This is a genomic window from Mesorhizobium sp. P2_D6, from assembly GCF_056404315.1.
Genome location: NZ_JBFUEG010000004.1, coordinates 1 through 15,482 on the forward strand (window position 1 = coordinate 1; position 15,482 = coordinate 15,482).

General features: G+C 63.2%; 15 protein-coding genes and 1 pseudogene. 10 read left to right on the forward strand and 6 right to left on the reverse strand.

The window, feature by feature from the left end; all coding sequences use genetic code 11:
• From AC1D1L_RS09585 to AC1D1L_RS09605, 5 genes and pseudogenes are all read right to left on the reverse strand, one after another.
• Nucleotides 1–136, reverse strand: a pseudogene (locus AC1D1L_RS09585) (integrase); the annotation flags it as partial.
• A 129-nt stretch (nt 137–265) separates the two neighbouring features.
• Nucleotides 266–1,138 (reverse strand): MBL fold metallo-hydrolase, encoded by an 873-nt coding sequence (locus AC1D1L_RS09590; protein WP_477340784.1) that lies wholly within the window; start codon nt 1,136–1,138, stop codon nt 266–268.
• Nucleotides 1,139–1,282: 144 nt separating this feature from the next.
• On the reverse strand, nt 1,283–1,942 hold the full coding sequence (locus tag AC1D1L_RS09595; protein WP_112559528.1) for a peroxiredoxin: 660 nt from the start codon (nt 1,940–1,942) through the stop codon (nt 1,283–1,285).
• 198 nt (nt 1,943–2,140) lie between these two features.
• Nucleotides 2,141–2,506: a cell division protein ZapA gene (locus AC1D1L_RS09600; RefSeq protein WP_023670127.1), complete on the reverse strand. Its 366-nt coding sequence runs from the start codon at nt 2,504–2,506 to the stop codon at nt 2,141–2,143.
• Nucleotides 2,507–2,518: 12 nt separating this feature from the next.
• Nucleotides 2,519–2,791: a DUF4164 domain-containing protein gene (locus AC1D1L_RS09605; protein ID WP_023670128.1), complete on the reverse strand. Its 273-nt coding sequence runs from the start codon at nt 2,789–2,791 to the stop codon at nt 2,519–2,521.
• 261 nt (nt 2,792–3,052) lie between these two features.
• Between AC1D1L_RS09605 and tkt the strand changes: the two genes are divergently transcribed.
• The 8 genes from tkt to AC1D1L_RS09645 all read left to right on the forward strand — a co-directional run bounded on the left by tkt (nt 3,053) and on the right by AC1D1L_RS09645 (nt 14,292).
• Nucleotides 3,053–5,044: a transketolase gene (gene tkt, locus AC1D1L_RS09610; protein ID WP_477340786.1), complete on the forward strand. Its 1,992-nt coding sequence runs from the start codon at nt 3,053–3,055 to the stop codon at nt 5,042–5,044.
• Nucleotides 5,045–5,200: 156 nt separating this feature from the next.
• Nucleotides 5,201–6,211: a type I glyceraldehyde-3-phosphate dehydrogenase gene (gene gap, locus AC1D1L_RS09615; protein WP_192259316.1), complete on the forward strand. Its 1,011-nt coding sequence runs from the start codon at nt 5,201–5,203 to the stop codon at nt 6,209–6,211.
• Between the two features lie 206 nt (nt 6,212–6,417).
• Nucleotides 6,418–8,295 (forward strand): potassium/proton antiporter, encoded by a 1,878-nt coding sequence (locus AC1D1L_RS09620; protein ID WP_477340789.1) that lies wholly within the window; start codon nt 6,418–6,420, stop codon nt 8,293–8,295.
• Between the two features lie 337 nt (nt 8,296–8,632).
• Complete coding sequence (locus tag AC1D1L_RS09625; protein WP_477340791.1) at nt 8,633–9,835, forward strand: phosphoglycerate kinase; 1,203 nt, start codon at nt 8,633–8,635, stop codon at nt 9,833–9,835.
• A 120-nt stretch (nt 9,836–9,955) separates the two neighbouring features.
• On the forward strand, nt 9,956–10,981 hold the full coding sequence (locus AC1D1L_RS09630) for a class I fructose-bisphosphate aldolase (RefSeq protein ID WP_477340792.1): 1,026 nt from the start codon (nt 9,956–9,958) through the stop codon (nt 10,979–10,981).
• Between the two features lie 174 nt (nt 10,982–11,155).
• A complete protein-coding gene (locus AC1D1L_RS09635) occupies nt 11,156–11,899 on the forward strand; it encodes a DUF899 domain-containing protein (protein WP_477340794.1) in 744 nt (247 codons plus the stop codon).
• Nucleotides 11,900–11,956: 57 nt separating this feature from the next.
• The gene (locus AC1D1L_RS09640; protein ID WP_477340795.1) at nt 11,957–12,670 is read left to right on the forward strand and encodes an SGNH/GDSL hydrolase family protein; all 714 of its coding nucleotides are present in this window, start codon (nt 11,957–11,959) and stop codon (nt 12,668–12,670) included.
• A 110-nt stretch (nt 12,671–12,780) separates the two neighbouring features.
• Nucleotides 12,781–14,292 carry a Dyp-type peroxidase gene (locus AC1D1L_RS09645; protein ID WP_477340796.1) on the forward strand — a complete coding sequence of 504 codons (1,512 nt, stop codon included), beginning with the start codon at nt 12,781–12,783 and terminating at the stop codon, nt 14,290–14,292.
• Between the two features lie 31 nt (nt 14,293–14,323).
• Here the strand turns inward: AC1D1L_RS09645 and AC1D1L_RS09650 are convergent, their stop codons facing one another.
• The gene (locus tag AC1D1L_RS09650; RefSeq protein ID WP_477341484.1) at nt 14,324–14,503 is read right to left on the reverse strand and encodes a hypothetical protein; all 180 of its coding nucleotides are present in this window, start codon (nt 14,501–14,503) and stop codon (nt 14,324–14,326) included.
• 185 nt (nt 14,504–14,688) lie between these two features.
• Between AC1D1L_RS09650 and AC1D1L_RS09655 the strand changes: the two genes are divergently transcribed.
• Both AC1D1L_RS09655 and AC1D1L_RS09660 read left to right on the forward strand, forming a co-directional pair.
• The gene (locus AC1D1L_RS09655) at nt 14,689–14,859 is read left to right on the forward strand and encodes a hypothetical protein (RefSeq protein WP_112559800.1); all 171 of its coding nucleotides are present in this window, start codon (nt 14,689–14,691) and stop codon (nt 14,857–14,859) included.
• A 182-nt stretch (nt 14,860–15,041) separates the two neighbouring features.
• Nucleotides 15,042–15,452, forward strand: a complete 411-nt coding sequence (locus AC1D1L_RS09660) for a hypothetical protein (protein WP_477340798.1) — start codon at nt 15,042–15,044, stop codon at nt 15,450–15,452.
• Nucleotides 15,453–15,482 lie beyond the last annotated feature (30 nt).

The following is a 15,482-nucleotide window of genomic DNA, read 5'->3' on the forward strand; positions in this document are numbered from 1 at the left end:
GTCCAAGCCATTTGTAGCCGGTCTTGCGTGAGATCTCGTGGGCCGCACAAAGCGCCACCATCGTCTCATCTCCAGAAAGACACTCCACAACAAACCGAAGCCGCTCGTCCATGATGCCAGTCTCTCGCCAAACCATCGCCGGTTCCTCCGGCGGACAAGAAAACTGTCACCCATGCTATCGGTCCATTCTGTTACCTATCTATCCGGTTCGGACACAGCCTTTTTCTCCCCGTCACTATACGGGGAGAAGGGACTAACCGTGCTATCAAAGCCCATCCAGCGGGAACTTCAGATACCGCCTTCCATTGGCTTCCGGCTCGGGCAGCCGTCCGCCGTTCATGTTGATCTGCAGCGCATGCAGGATCAGCCGCGGCATCGGCAATGTCTTGTCGCGTCCCTCACGCAAGGCGACGAATTCGGCCTCGGTGTGCGCCGCAACCAGGTGGATATTCTTCTCCCTCTGCTCCGCCACCGTGCTTTCCCAACGCGGCTCGCGGCCACCCTCCTGGTAGTCGTGGCCGACGAACACGCGCGTTTCGTCCGGCAGTGCCAGGATATCCTGGATCGATCGCCACAGCCGCGCCGCGCTGCCACCAGGAAAGTCTGCCCTTGCCGAGCCGCTATCCGGCATGAACAGCGTATCGTGGATGAAGGCGGCGTCACCTATGACATAGGTGATTGAGGCGAGCGTATGTCCCGGCGAGAGCAGCACCTTGACCGGAAGGCTGCCGATCAGGAACGTTTCGCCTTCCCCAAACAGCCGGTCCCACTGCGACCCGTCGGCGGGAAAATCGGGCCAGTTGTAGATCGCCTTCCACAGTTTCTGGACCTCGACGATCCTGTCGCCGATCGCCGTCGGCGCTCCGGTCTTCTCATGAAGATAACGTGCCGCCGAGAAATGATCGGCATGCGGATGGGTATCCAGGATCCATTCGAGTTCCAGTCCGTTTGCCCGGATGAAATCCAGCAAGGCATCGGCGCTTTTCGTCGCCGTCGCGCCGGACCTTTCGTCGAAATCGAGGATCGGGTCGATGATGGCGCAGCGCTTCGTCGCCGGATCGGCGACGACATACTGTATGGCTCCGGTCGGCTTGTCGTAGAAGCCGCTGACCAGCGGCTTGGCCAAAGCTGCGTCCAATTTCCGGCCCCCTGCCCCTCGCTCCGGCAGGAATGATTTTCTCTGCCGGAATGAACCAGGAGCATGGTCATCCAGCAAGGCGCACCCGTCAAGCACACCCTGCCACAACAGGACAAAAATCGATAACGCCCGGGTCGAGAAAACCTAGGCGGACGGCTGCTTAGTCTTCCTGAGATAGGGCAGGATCGTGTCAAAAGCACCGAAGCGCTTGATCGCATCCTCGTTGGAGACGGCAGCTGTGATGATGACGTCCTCGCCCTGCTTCCAGTTCGCTGGCGTCGCCACCTGGTGCTTGGCGGTCAGTTGCATGGAATCGACGGCGCGCAGGATCTCGTCGAAGTTGCGGCCGGTGGTCATCGGATAGGTCAGCACCAGCTTGATCTTCTTGTCCGGTCCGATGACGTAGACCGAGCGCACCGTGGCGTTGTCGGCCGGCGTGCGGCCTTCCGACGTCTCGCCGGCGCCCGCCGGCAGCATGTCATAGAGCTTGGCTACTTTGAGGTCCTTGTCGCCGATCAGCGGGTAGTTCACCGTCTGGCCGGTCGCCGTCTTGATGTCGGCCTGCCACTTGTCGTGGCTCGCAACGGGATCGACAGAAATGCCGATAACTTTGACGTTGCGCTTTTTGAACTCGCCCTCAAGCCCGGCCATCGTGCCGAGCTCGGTCGTGCAGACCGGGGTGAAGTTCTTCGGGTGGCTGAACAGGATCGCCCAGCCGTCGCCGATCCAGTCATGGAAATTGATCGTCCCTTGTGTTGTTTCGGCGGTGAAGTCGGGCGCGATGTCGTTGATACGAAGGCTCATGGCACATTTCCCCTGCAACAGATTTCGTTAGGAGCGGCACCAAGGCGGCGTCCACGCTCCGGCATTGCCGCATCTTAGCGCATAAATTGCGGCTGTGAGATAATAGGAAACTCTTGTCGGCGGCGGAACGAGCACTTTCGTGCTACGGACCCAACGTTAGGCCCGACAATCTTTCGTTTCTGCGAGAAAAGGGTGCGCTCAGGCCTTGTTGACCGCCAGCGACGTGGCCAGGTCTTCCATGCGCTGGGCGAGCGCGCCAAGCGCGCTGGTCAGCACGGTGTCGTTCTTGTCGGCCTTGGTCAGCGCCTCGTCGCGCGTCTTGCGCAGCGTCTGCACCTCGGTCTCCATGCCCTTGACACGCTTCTGCAGCTCCGACAGCTCGTCCATCACCATGATGCCGGCCATCACGGTCAGCCGCTGGTCGCCGATTTCGCCGAACGAATCCTTGAGATGCGAGACATAACGGTCGAAGCGTTCGGCCAGGTCGATCAGATGCTCTTCCTGACCCTCGTCGCAAGCCATGCGGTACTGCTTGCCGTCGATGGAAACCGTGACCTGTGCCATGGCCTGCAGCTCCTATCTGTCCAGCACCGCGCGGATGGTTTCCATGGCGGTCACCAGGCGGCGCGACACTTCCTTGTTGGCATCTTCCAGCCTTTCGGCGCGGGCTTCGGAATTGTCGAGTTCCTGCGCCAGCCGGGAACGGTCGGCGTTCATGCGCTGCACTTCAGCCTCGGCTTCGGAATAGTCGCGCTCGTGCTCGAGCTTGGCCGCGACGGCGTTTTCCAGCCCCTCGATGGCCTTGCCCAGCCTGTGGATGACTTCCTTGAGTGTGGTTTCCCCGGTCATGGCCTTCGTCCTGTGCCCTGCCCATCACCGAATCGCTCGCGTTCAGAACGCGTTATCTCGGAAACATTAGGCACCGGGTGAAGGCAACGTCAACAAAGCTCTCGCGACTGTCCCCTGCTAACGCTAATGTGGGCCTGCCGCCGGCATCACAAGACCGGCAAATGTGCAGCCGATTTGTTGACTAAAAGCCCGCGCCTGCTATGTGTCGCGCACCCTTTCCAGGGCTCTGCCAAGCCCACAAATCCCCACCCCGGAGGTACCATGACGTCGCGTGAACAACATGACCGGATGGCCAATGCGATCCGTTTTCTCGCCATGGACGCTGTCGAAAAGGCCCAGTCCGGCCATCCAGGCTTACCCATGGGTTGCGCCGACATCGCCACGGTGCTGTTCACGAAGTTCCTGAAATACGATCCGAAGAACCCCCATTGGCCCGACCGCGACCGCTTCATCCTGTCGGCCGGCCACGGTTCGATGCTGCTCTATTCGCTGCTGCACCTGACGGGCTACGAGGACATGACGATCGACCAGATTAAGCATTTCCGCCAGCTCGGCTCGAAGACCGCCGGCCATCCCGAATACGGCCACGCCACCGGCATCGAGACGACGACCGGCCCGCTCGGCCAGGGCCTCGCCAATTCGGTCGGCTTCGCGCTCGGTGAGCGCATCATGAACGCCGCTTTCGGCAACGACCTCGTCGACCACTACACCTACGTTCTGGCTGGTGACGGCTGCCTGATGGAAGGCGTTTCGCAGGAAGCCATCGCGCTTGCCGGCCACCTCAAGCTCAACAAGCTGATCGTCTTCTGGGACAACAACAACATCTCGATCGACGGCCCGGTCTCGCTCGCCGACAACACCGACCAGGTCGCTCGCTTCCAGGCTTCGGGCTGGAACGCCAGCCACATTGACGGCACCGACCCGGAAGCGATCGCCTATGCCATCGAAACCGCCCGCCATTCCGACAAGCCGACGATGATCGCCTGCAAGACGACCATCGGCTTCGGCGCCCCGACCAAGGCCGGCACCAACAAGGCGCACGGCTCACCGCTCGGCGCCGACGAAATCGCCGGTGCGCGCAAATTCTTCAACTGGGACTCGCCGCCCTTCGAGATTCCGGCCGACATCCTCGACGCCTGGCGCACCGCAGGCAAAGCCGGCGCCAAGCCGCGCACCGACTGGGAAGGCCGCCTTGCCAAGGCCAAGCCCGAGCTGAAGGCCGAGTTCGAGCGCCGCCTCGCCGGCAAGCTGCCGTCGAACTTCGACGCCGTCATCGCCGACTACAAGAAGAAGCTGTCGGTCGACAAGCCGAAGGTCGCCACCCGCAAATCGTCCGAGATGGCGCTGGAAGTCATCAACGGCGCCGTGCCCGAAACCATCGGCGGCTCCGCCGACCTAACCGGCTCCAACAACACCAAGACCAGCCAGACCAAGAACATCACGCCGGACGACTACGGCCAGCGTTATGTCCACTACGGCATCCGCGAACATGGCATGGCCGCCGCGCTAAACGGCCTGACGCTGCATGGCGGCCTCATCGCCTATGGCGGCACCTTCATGTGCTTCTCCGACTACGCCCGCCCGTCGATGCGGCTGGCGTCGCTGATGGGCATCCGCTCGATCTTCGTCATGACCCATGATTCCATTGGTCTCGGCGAAGACGGCCCGACCCACCAGCCGGTCGAGCATCTGGCGGCGCTGCGCGCCATCCCCAACCACAATGTCTTCCGTCCGGCCGACGCGGTGGAAACAGCCGAATGCTGGCAGATTGCCATTGAGACGGAAAAGACGCCGTCGACCCTGGCCCTGACCCGCCAGAACCTGCCGACGGTGCGCACCGAATACTCGGCCAAGAACCTGAGCAGCCAGGGCGCCTATGAACTGGCCGCGGCCAGTGGTGACGCCGCGGTGACGATCTTCGCCACCGGCTCCGAGGTCGAGGTCGCTCTTGGCGCCCGCGACCTGCTTGAAAAGCACGGCCATCCGACCCGCGTCGTCTCGGTGCCTTGCTTCGAACTGTTCGACCAGCAGAGCGACGCCTACCGCAAGAAGACCATCGGCGACGCGCCGATCAAGATGGCGATCGAGGCCGGCATCCGCCAGGGCTGGGATCACCTGATCGGGTCCGACGGCATCTTCGTCGGCATGCACGGCTTCGGCGCCTCCGGCACCATCGAACAGCTCTACCCGCATTTCGGCATCACCGCCGAAGCTGCGGCCAAGGCGGCGGAAGCCCGCCTGCACGCCAAGTAGTAAAGGATCGGTCCCACGAGCCACTAAGGCGGTTTCGTGGGGCTGGACCAACCTAATCGATTTAAATTCGGCCTTCTGCGGCTGGATTCTTGTGCCATCCGCCGCTATGAAGCTGCGGACCCATCTGCCGCCTTTCGAGCTCCCAGGGAGAGTAAAATGACCGTCAGAGTTGCCATCAACGGATTTGGCCGCATCGGCCGCAACATCCTGCGTGCCATCCATGAATCCGGCCGCAAGGATATCGACGTCGTCGCCGTCAACGATCTCGGCCCGGTCGAGACCAACGCCCATCTGCTGCGCTATGACAGCGTCCATGGTCGCTTCCCGCACGAAGTGAGCGTCGATGGCGACCAGATCACCGTCGGCAAGGAAAAATTCAAGGTCACCGCAATCAAGGACCCGGCGCAGTTGCCGTGGAAGGATCTAGGCGTCGACATCGCACTCGAATGCACCGGCATCTTCACCGCCCGCGACAAAGCCGCGGCGCATCTGACCGCCGGCGCCAAGCGCGTCGTCGTCTCGGCGCCGGCCGAAGGTGCTGACCTCACCGTGGTCTACGGCATCAATCACGACAAGCTGACCAAGGACCACATCGTCATCTCGAACGCGTCCTGCACCACCAATTGCCTCGCGCCGCTGGCAGCCGTCCTGCACGAGGCCGTCGGCATCGAAAAGGGCATGATGACGACGATCCACTCCTACACAGGCGACCAGCCGACGCTGGACACCATGCACAAGGACCTCTACCGCGCTCGCGCCGCCGCACTGTCGCAGATCCCGACCTCGACCGGTGCGGCCAAGGCGATCGGTCTGGTGCTGCCCGACCTCAAGGGCAAGCTCGACGGCATCTCGATCCGCGTGCCGACCCCGAACGTCTCGGTCGTCGACTTCAAGTTCATCGCCAAGCGCGCCACCACCGTGCAGGAAATCAACGAAGCGGTGATCGCTGCTTCCAACGGCAAGCTCAAGGGCATTTTGGGCGTCACCCATCACCCGAATGTGTCGATCGACTTCAACCACGATCCGCGTTCCTCGATCATGGCGCTCGACCAGACCAAGGTCATGGACGGCAACTTCGTTTCGGTGCTGTCCTGGTACGACAATGAGTGGGGCTTCTCCAACCGCATGGCCGACACCTCTGTCGCCTTCGGCAAGACCATCGCCTGAACACAAACATCGTCTCACAGCTTTGAACGCCCGGCTTTGTCCGGGCGTTTTTCGTCGGAGCGCGTGGCTAGTCGGCCCGACCGGCCAAAATGCACGAAAATCAGCGGCATAGGGCAAAAAACCACCCTCCCGCCTTGCACTGGCCATGCCTTCGCCCCACTCTCCCGTAAATCGGGAGAAAGAGGAATTCGAGGGGCAAGTCACGGATGGAGCATGCGATCTATCTCGTCACGCTGGTCGGCACAGCGCTCGTCGTCGCCGCCGCGTTTTCGAGCCTGATCGCCTTCCGCTTCGGCGCCCCTCTGCTGCTTCTGTTCCTCTGCATCGGTCTTGCCACCGGCACTGATGGTCTCGGCATCGAATTCGACAATGCGCGCGTGGCTTATTTTGCCGGCTCACTGGCGCTGGCCGTCATCCTGTTCGATTCCGGTTTCGGCACCCCGCTCAATGCGCTTCGCCAGGCCGCCGGGCCGGCACTGTCGCTGGCGACCTTCGGCGTGCTTATCACCACCGGCCTGTTCGGCGCTGCCGCCTATTATCTGCTCGACCTCAGTTGGCTGGAATCCTTCCTGCTCGGTGCCGCTGTCGCCTCGACCGACGCGGCCGCGGTGTTTTTCCTGCTGCGCGCTGGCGAAATCAATTTACGCGAGCGCGTACGCGCCACGCTGGAAGTCGAATCCGGCACCAACGACCCGATCGCCATCTTCCTGACCATCACCCTGGTCGAGGTCATCGCCGCCCACGCCAATCCCGAGACCCATGTGCTGGTCACCGATCTGTTCCTCGGCTTCGTGCTCAATATGGGCCTCGGCGCCATTGTCGGTGTGCTTGGCGGCCTTGCCATCGTACGCCTCGTCGACCGGCTCAATCTCGACCACGGCCTGCTGCCGATCTTCGTGCTGACCTTATCGCTGATGGTGTTCGCCGCGGCCGGCGCCATCGGCGGCTCCGGCTTCCTGGCGGTCTATCTCGCCGGTCTGATTGCCGGCAATTCCGACATCCGCGCCGTCACCATCCTCAAGCGCTTCCAGGACGGCATGTCGTGGCTGGCGCAGATCATCATGTTCCTGATCCTCGGCCTGTTCGCGACGCCCTCCCAGTTCCCGGCCATCATGCTGCCGGCGATCGCGCTTGGCCTGTTCCTGATGTTTGTCGCCCGCCCGGTCGCAGTCTGGCTCTGCCTGATCCCGTTCCGCCTGCCGCGCCCCGAGGTCGCCTTCGTGTCCTGGGTCGGCCTGCGCGGCGCAGTGTCCATCCTGCTCGCCATCACCCCGCTGCTCGGCGGGCTTGAGAACGGCCGCGTCATCTTCAACACCGCCTTCATCATCGTGCTGGTCTCGCTGGTGGTGCAGGGCTGGACGGTCGGGCCGCTGGCACGCCGCCTCGGCCTGATCGTGCCGGCGAGGCTCGGTCCGCTGGACAAGGTCGAGCTCGAACTGCCGGGCTCGGCCCATCACGAGCTTCTCGCCTACCGCGTCGCGCCCGGCAGCCCGGTGGCGCGCGGCGAGCGCATCCCGCGCTGGGCCAGGCCCTCCCTGGTGCTGCGCGACGGCCGCTCGATGCGCTTCCAGGACATGGGCCGGCTCGCCGCCGGCGACCAGGTCTATATCTTCGTGCCTGACCGCTATCCGCGCCTGCTCGACAAGCTGTTCGCCAGCCGCGCCGTGGTCGACCCTGAGGATGCCGATTTCTTCGGCGCCTTCGCCGTCGATCCGGCGCGCTCCGCCGCCGAGTTGGAAGCAGCCTACACGCCGGGCCTGACCGAAGCCGAGCAGAAGCTCACCGTCGGCGCGCTGGTGACGGCAAGGCTCGGCGGCCACGCCGAATATGCCGACCGGGTGCTGATCGGGCCGATCGAGCTGATCGTCCGCGACGTCGACGACAAGGGTAAGATCACAGGCCTCGGACTGTCCTTCGAGCCGACCGCGCCGGTGGCGCGGGTGCCGGTGTTCCTCAGCGCCGGCGAGATCGGCGACCGCGTCTCCGCCTTCATCCGCAACTGGCGCAAGCCGACGGAAACGGCAGAGGCGCGGGCTGACGAGAAGCCGGCACCGGAGCCGGAAAAGGCAACGACGGAGAGCTGACAAGGCAACCGTCCGCGCCGCCCCTCATCCCCTGCCGGCACCTTCTCCCCGTATAGTGACGGGGAGAAGGGAACAAGCCGCAGGCTTGGCGCCCACTCTGCAATGCAGGCGATTGGCAAAACCATCGATGACAGCGACCTTTCTCCCCGTCACTATACGGGGAGAAATGCCCGGCAGGGCAATGAGGGGCGGCGCTGACCGAACGAAAGTTCGTCCCATCTTTACTAATGCCGTACTAATGCCGTCGCCTCAAAATTTGTTTCCCGCCCAAGCTCAAGCCTTGCATCGTCATTGATGCGAGGTATGGTCCCGGCGATTTTCACGGAAAGGAACCAGCATGGCCGCCTTCAAGACACTCGACGATATCGGCAATATCAGCGGCAAGCGCGTGCTGGTGCGGGTCGACCTCAATGTGCCCGTCGCCGACGGCAAGGTCACCGACGCCACCCGCATCGAACGCATTGCGCCGACCATCGCCGAGCTGTCCGGCAAGGGCGCCAAGGTCATCCTGCTCGCCCATTTCGGCCGGCCGAAGGACGGTCCCTCGCCCGAATTCTCGCTGGAGCCGATCGCCAAGGCCACAGCCGAGGTGCTCGGCCGTCCCGTTGGCTTTGCCTCGGATTGCGTTGGCGACACGGCGGGAAGTGCAGTCGCCGCCATGAACAAGGGCGACGTGCTGCTGCTCGAAAACACTCGCTTCTACAAGACCGAGGAAAAGAACGACCCGGCCTTCACCGAAAGGCTTGCCGCCAATGGCGACATTTTCGTCAACGACGCCTTTTCGGCCGCGCACCGGGCGCACTCCTCGACCGAAGGCCTGGCGCGGCTGTTGCCTGCCTATGCCGGCCGCACCATGCAGGCCGAACTCGAGGCACTGGAGAAAGGTCTGGGCAATCCGGTCCGCCCTGTCGTTGCCATTGTCGGCGGCGCCAAGGTGTCGACCAAGATCGACCTGTTGATGAACCTGGTGAAGAAGGTCGACGCGTTGGTGATCGGCGGCGGCATGGCCAACACCTTCCTTGCCGCGCGCGGCACCGCTGTCGGCAAGTCGCTGTGCGAGCACGACCTTGCCCCGACCGCCAAGCAGATCATGATTGAGGCTGCCGAAGCCGGCTGCGCCATCATCCTGCCGGTCGACGGCGTCGTCGCCAAGGAATTCAAGGCGGGCGCGGCCTGCGAGACCGTCGCCATCTCGGACGTGCCGGCCGACGGCATGATCCTCGATGTCGGCGAAAAGACCGTGAAGGCGATCGGCGAATGGATCGACCGCGCCGCGACGCTGGTCTGGAACGGCCCGCTCGGCGCCTTTGAGATCGAACCTTTCGACCATGCGACGGTGGCAGCGGCAAAGCATGCGGCGGCCCGCACCGCGGCCGGCAAGCTGGTCTCGGTCGCCGGTGGCGGCGATACGGTGGCCGCACTCAACCATGCCGGCGTCGCCGACGACTTCACCTATGTCTCGACCGCCGGCGGTGCCTTCCTGGAATGGATGGAAGGCAAGCCACTTCCCGGCGTGGATGTGCTGAAAAAGCCGGCCTGACCGGAACGACGGCGCCAAATGACGCGCCGGGAACTTTCAATCGATTCGAGCTTCCCGATGCCATTCCTTTGGCGGTAGACTTCCGTTAAGCGCGGAACAGACCCCTTCAGGAGAAGCAAAATGAGCGAACGTCTCGAAGACATTGCCGCCGCGATCGTGGGCGGTGGCAAGGGCCTGCTGGCCGCCGATGAAAGCTCCGGCACCATCAAGAAGCGCTTCGACGTCATCGGCGTCGAATCGACCGCCGACAGCCGCCGCGACTACCGCGAGATGATGTTTCGCGCCAAGGACGCGATGACCAAATACATTTCCGGCGCCATCCTCTATGACGAAACCATCCGCCAGAAGGCCGCCGACGGCACGCCGCTGGTCGAAATCATCAAGGCATCGGGCGCCATTCCCGGCATCAAGGTCGACGCCGGCGCCAAGCCGCTGGCCGGCTTCCCGGGCGATACCATCACCGAAGGCCTCGACGGCCTGCGCGAACGCCTTGCCGATTATTACAAGCTCGGCGCTCGCTTCGCCAAATGGCGCGCAGTGATCGACATCGACACCGGCAAGGGCGTGCCTTCGGCCAATTCGATCGCCTCCAATGCCCATGCGCTGGCCCGTTATGCCGCTCTTTGCCAGGAAGCCGGCATCGTGCCGATCGTCGAACCGGAAGTGCTGATGGACGGCGCCCACGACATCGACACCTGCTACGCGGTCTCGAAGGCGACGCTGATCAAGCTCTATGACGAGCTTCATGCGGCCCGCGTGGTGCTGGAAGGCTCGATCCTGAAGCCCAACATGGTCATTGCAGGCAAGAAATCCGGCAAGACCAACAGCCCCGAGGAAATCGCTGAAAAGACCATAAAGCTGTTCCGCGAGACGGTACCGTCAGCAGTGCCGGGCATCGCCTTCCTCTCGGGCGGACAGTCCGACGAGGAAGCGACGGCCAACCTCAACGCCATCAACGCCATCGGCCCTCATCCGTGGAAGCTGACCTTCTCCTATGGCCGCGCCCTGCAGGCCGCCCCGCAAAAGGCCTGGAGCGGCAAGGCATCGAACGTCGCCGCCGGCCAGGCCGCTTTCACCCATCGCGCCCACATGAACCATCTGGCGGCGCTGGGAAAATGGAAGCCTGCCCTCGAACAAGCTGCCTGAGCGCGATCCTTCCGTCTTATTCAAACCCGGGCCGATGCGCCCGGGTTTTTGTTTATGGCGAGCGGGCTTGGGATGGAGCTTGTCCGTCCTTATCTCCCCTTCGGCAAAAGCTGACGGCGATGTCGGTTCCTGCCCATTCCGAACGTCCTTGGGATGACAGACAGGGAGAAGTTCATGCCTAGCAACAAGGTGTTTTCGCGCGAAGACTGGTTCCAGGCGCACAAGGCGCATCTGGCGCGCGAGAAGGAACTGACGCGGTTTCGCGAGCGCATCGCCGCCGAGCGGCGTGAATTGCCTTGGCTGAAGATCCGGAAAGATTACGTCTTCGAGACAGAGCAAGGCCCGAAGAACCTGGCGGAGCTGTTCGCCAACCGCAGCCAGCTCATCGTCTATCACTTCATGATGACGCCAGGGTCGGATCATCGCTGCGAAGGCTGTTCGTTCCTTGCCGACCATATAGACGGCGCCAACCAGCATCTGAGGCATCACGACGTGTCTCTGGTCGTGGTTGCGCGGGCCCCACTGGCGGAGCTGTTGCCTTACAAGCAGCGCATGGGCTGGAAATTCGATTGGGTGTCGTCCTACGCGTCGGATTTCAACTTCGACATGCAGGTCTCGTTCACCGACAAGCAGATCGCGGCCGGCGACACCACCTACAATTTCGAGACACGTCCACGGACATCGAAGGATCTTCCCGGCACCAGCGTTTTCTGCAAGGACGAGAACGGCGACATCTTCCTCACCTTCACGTCGCGCGCCCGTGGCGGCGAGGCTCAGATCGGCACTTACGATTATCTCGACATGACGCCCAAAGGCCGCGACGAAAATGGCCCCTATCAAAACCTGATGGACTGGGTGCGGCTGCATGACGAATATCAGGACAGGCACGCGGACAAGCCGAACTGCTGCGACGATTGAAGGCGTTCACCTCAGCCCGAACATGCGCTAGGCCTGCCGCCAGATAACGGTATCGCCATGCGCTTCCCGGCCCTCCTCACCTGGCTCGCCTACCCCGTCTATGTCTGGCAGGGGCTCGGCGTGCGTCGCCGCACCACCCGCATGCTGCCGGCGCAAGGGCCGGTGATGCATGAGATATCCGGCAGGGCGCCGGCGATCTCGCTGCTGGTGCTGGGCGATTCCTCGGCTGCCTCGGTCGGCATCGGCAATTCCGAGGACGGGCTGGCGGCGCAACTCGCCGTCATGATCGCGCAGCGTACCGGCAATGCCGTGCGCTGGCGCGCCGCCGGCTTCAACTCGGCAACGTCGGGGCAGATTCGCGACCATGTGCTGCCCAATCTGTCGGCCGATCCATGGACGCATGTCGTGCTCGCCATCGGCACCAACGACACCAAGAATTTCCACTCCGTGCCGCGCTTCAAGAAAGAATTCGGCGGCCTGCTCTACGCGCTGCGCGCCAAATGGCCGGAGGCGCGTGTCGTCTGGTCGCCGGTGCTGGAGTTCACCCGCGCACCGGCCATGCCACCACTGCTCGGCAAGATCCTCGAGATCCGCGCCACCGCAATGAACCGCATGGGCAAGCGCCTGTGTTTCGAGCGCGGCGCCGTGCCCGCGCCGCGCCTACCGATCACCAATCCCGAAGAGGGTTTCGCCTCCGACGGTTTTCATGCCTCGGAAGCCGGGTATCGGGCCTGGGCCGAACACCTGGTTGGGCAGGTCCTCGCCGATTGACCAGATCGGGCACGGGTTCGGGCTAGCCGGTTTCGGAGAACTGGATCGATTATTTTCGAAATACTGTTGATTTCGGGACCATCACCGATGCTGCCGCCGGCCGGCTGTTCGTGCAAGGCATCCGGCCGCGTATAACCACCGCCGAGCCATGGGGAAAGTCCGAGGCTGGCGGCGCCGGACCCACACTGCTGCGCAAGCCGCCGATCACGCTCAACATCGGCTTCACCTATCTGGGCCTGCGCGCACTCGATCTGCCGACCCGCACGCTGCGACTGTTGCCCGACGAGTTCATCGACGGCATGGGCTGCCGCGCCGACATCCTCGGCGATGTCGAAGGCAGCGCGCCAAGGCATTGGGACCCGGTGTGGCACGCGCATCTCGACGGCAGCGTTCGCCCGGTTCATGTCTGGGTGTCGCTCAATGTCGGCGCCAATCCCGACGGCACGCCGCTGCCTGAACTCGGGCTATGGACCGCATGGCTGCAGGAGCTTGCGGCAAAATCCAATGGTGGCGTTGCCCTTCTCTCTGGGCACGGAGCTGACGGACAAGGCCTTTGGCAGGATTCCGCCGCGCTGATGGAACCCGGCCCTGACGGCACGATGGTCCCGCAGCCGAAGGAGCCCTTCGGCTTCACCGACGGCATCAGCGATCCGGTCTTTCGCGGCCAATTCCAGGCCGACGCAGAGGCGCGCGCCGTCATCGGCGCTGGCAAGATCGCTGAAGGCCCCTACGATCCCAAGACCAGTTGGAAAGCACTCGAGACCGGCGAGTTCATCCTCGGTCAGGTCGACGAGGGCCAGGAATTTCCGGTCGCCACGCAGCCGCCCGGCTTTGCCCGCAACGGCACCTTCATGGTCTGGCGCAAGCTGCGCCAGGACGTGCCGGGGTTCAAGGCCGAGATGCGGCGGCAGGCGGCCCTGTGGAAGCAGGTTACCGGCATCGCCGACGACATGGAGGCCTATGAGACCGTCTCGGCTAAGCTGGTCGGCCGCTGGCGGTCCGGCATTTCGCTGCTGGCCGCGCCGAACTGGGCCGATCACCAGCGCCTGATGGCCGAATGGGCTGATTGCATCGACCCCGCGCTGCGCAAGCCGCGCGACGACGTCAAACACCAGGAGCGGCTCGCCGCCTTTGCCCGGCTGCTCACCGGCTTCCGTTACGGCGATGATCCAGACGGCGCCAAATGCCCGTTCGGCGCCCATATACGCCGCGCCAATCCGCGCGACATGCTCGATCCGCTGCTGAGCGAGACGCATGGGGCAAGCACGCTCACCAACCGCCGCCGCATCCTGCGGCGCGGGCTGCCCTATGCCGATCCCGACGGCGAACAGGGCGTGATCATGATGGCGATCTGTTCAAGCATTTTCCGGCAGTTCGAATTCATCCAGCAGCAATGGATGAGCTACGGCCTGGATTTCGAAGCCGGCAATGACACCTGCCCGCTGACCGGCAACCGGGCCGAATCCAGCAAGCACGTCATTCCGGCTGGACCGGCCAACGCCACGCCCTTCATCGCGGCGAATCTGCCTGAATTCGTGACGACGCGCGGTGGCGATTACTTCTTCGTCCCCAGCCTCACCGCAATTCGCATGATCGCCATGGGAACGGTCGATCCGACCTGACACAGGCCTGCCCGCTCCGGCAAGGGCGGTGCTATGTCCAGTGTCCCAGCACACCGGCCAGCGCGATAGCCGCCATCGCGAGCAGAGCCAGCTTCCAGAAATCGCCGCGCCGCCTCAAGCCAGGCCAGCCGAGCGGCTTGATCAGCTGGATGGCCATCATGCCGATGATGACAAGGGCGAGCAGTTTCGACATGCCGCCTTTGACCAGCATCGCGGACGGCTGTCAAAGCGCTTCTTGCATGGTCTTTGCCAATCCGGCCATTCCTGACAAAAGGCTCGTTTCCGAGCCACTCGCAACGCACCTCGCAGCTTTCTTCAGCGACCTGACAGGCTCCTGACAGACTGCTGTCAGGAGGGGTGTGCGATAGTGTCTCCATTAGAGAAGAGGAGACGGTCATGAACAGCTTTGGTATTTTGAACAGCGTACAGCACTATGTCGGCAAGATCCGCACGATGCGCAATGAAGTCCGTACCCAGCGCTTCTTGAACTCCCTGCCGGCGGACATCCGCAAGGACATTGGCTGGCCCGATATGTATGAGGGTCGCAGCCGCATTCGCGAGGTCTGAGGCTTTTTTTCATGACAATGCTTGGATGCGGCCCCTGCAACGCCCAGATCATTGACATGAAACTCGGCCAGCGATGCCCCGGGCTGGCGCAAACCTTTTTTGTGCTCGCTACCGACGATGCCGAAGGCTCCTGACAGAATGCTGTCAGGAGCGCCATGCCATAAACGTGTCAGGAGACATGAATGGTGAAAAGCTGGAACGAGAGGCTGAACACGCCGGGCATCAATGGCGTGAAACCGACGCCGCGCACGATAGGTGACGTCGTCGAGGGTCAGCCGATGCTGGTGCCGACGGCCCGCCAGGTCGATGATTTCATCCGCTCCATACCCAACGGCGTCGAGATGGACGTCCGCGCCTTGCGCACCGCGCTCGCCATCGAGCACGGGGCGCAAGTGACATGTCCGGTCACCATCGGCTATCATCTGCGCACTGTTGCAGAGGCCGCCAACGAGGATCTCGAGCGCGGCATGGAATTATCAGCGATTGCGCCGTTCTGGCGCGTGCTCGACACCAACGCGCCGACGACGAGGAAACTGTCCTTCGGCGCGGAATTCGTCGCCGCGCAGCGTAAGCGCGAAGGATTGAAACCATAGTGGATGTCGCCCGGACCCGATTCAGGGACC

Excerpts from the sequence above, each read along its gene's own strand:
- AC1D1L_RS09635 (WP_477340794.1), top strand. The coding sequence starts at position 11,156 with ATGCCTAGCAACAAGGTGTTTTCGCGCGAAGACTGGTTCCAGGCGCAC.
- AC1D1L_RS09595 (WP_112559528.1), bottom strand. The coding sequence starts at position 1,942 with ATGAGCCTTCGTATCAACGACATCGCGCCCGACTTCACCGCCGAAACA.
- gap (WP_192259316.1), top strand. The coding sequence starts at position 5,201 with ATGACCGTCAGAGTTGCCATCAACGGATTTGGCCGCATCGGCCGCAAC.
- AC1D1L_RS09625 (WP_477340791.1), top strand. The coding sequence starts at position 8,633 with ATGGCCGCCTTCAAGACACTCGACGATATCGGCAATATCAGCGGCAAG.
- AC1D1L_RS09640 (WP_477340795.1), top strand. The coding sequence starts at position 11,957 with ATGCGCTTCCCGGCCCTCCTCACCTGGCTCGCCTACCCCGTCTATGTC.
- AC1D1L_RS09660 (WP_477340798.1), top strand. The coding sequence starts at position 15,042 with ATGGTGAAAAGCTGGAACGAGAGGCTGAACACGCCGGGCATCAATGGC.
- AC1D1L_RS09620 (WP_477340789.1), top strand. The coding sequence starts at position 6,418 with ATGGAGCATGCGATCTATCTCGTCACGCTGGTCGGCACAGCGCTCGTC.
- AC1D1L_RS09630 (WP_477340792.1), top strand. The coding sequence starts at position 9,956 with ATGAGCGAACGTCTCGAAGACATTGCCGCCGCGATCGTGGGCGGTGGC.
- AC1D1L_RS09600 (WP_023670127.1), bottom strand. The coding sequence starts at position 2,506 with ATGGCACAGGTCACGGTTTCCATCGACGGCAAGCAGTACCGCATGGCT.
- AC1D1L_RS09605 (WP_023670128.1), bottom strand. The coding sequence starts at position 2,791 with ATGACCGGGGAAACCACACTCAAGGAAGTCATCCACAGGCTGGGCAAG.
- tkt (WP_477340786.1), top strand. The coding sequence starts at position 3,053 with ATGACGTCGCGTGAACAACATGACCGGATGGCCAATGCGATCCGTTTT.
- AC1D1L_RS09655 (WP_112559800.1), top strand. The coding sequence starts at position 14,689 with ATGAACAGCTTTGGTATTTTGAACAGCGTACAGCACTATGTCGGCAAG.
- AC1D1L_RS09650 (WP_477341484.1), bottom strand. The coding sequence starts at position 14,503 with ATGCTGGTCAAAGGCGGCATGTCGAAACTGCTCGCCCTTGTCATCATC.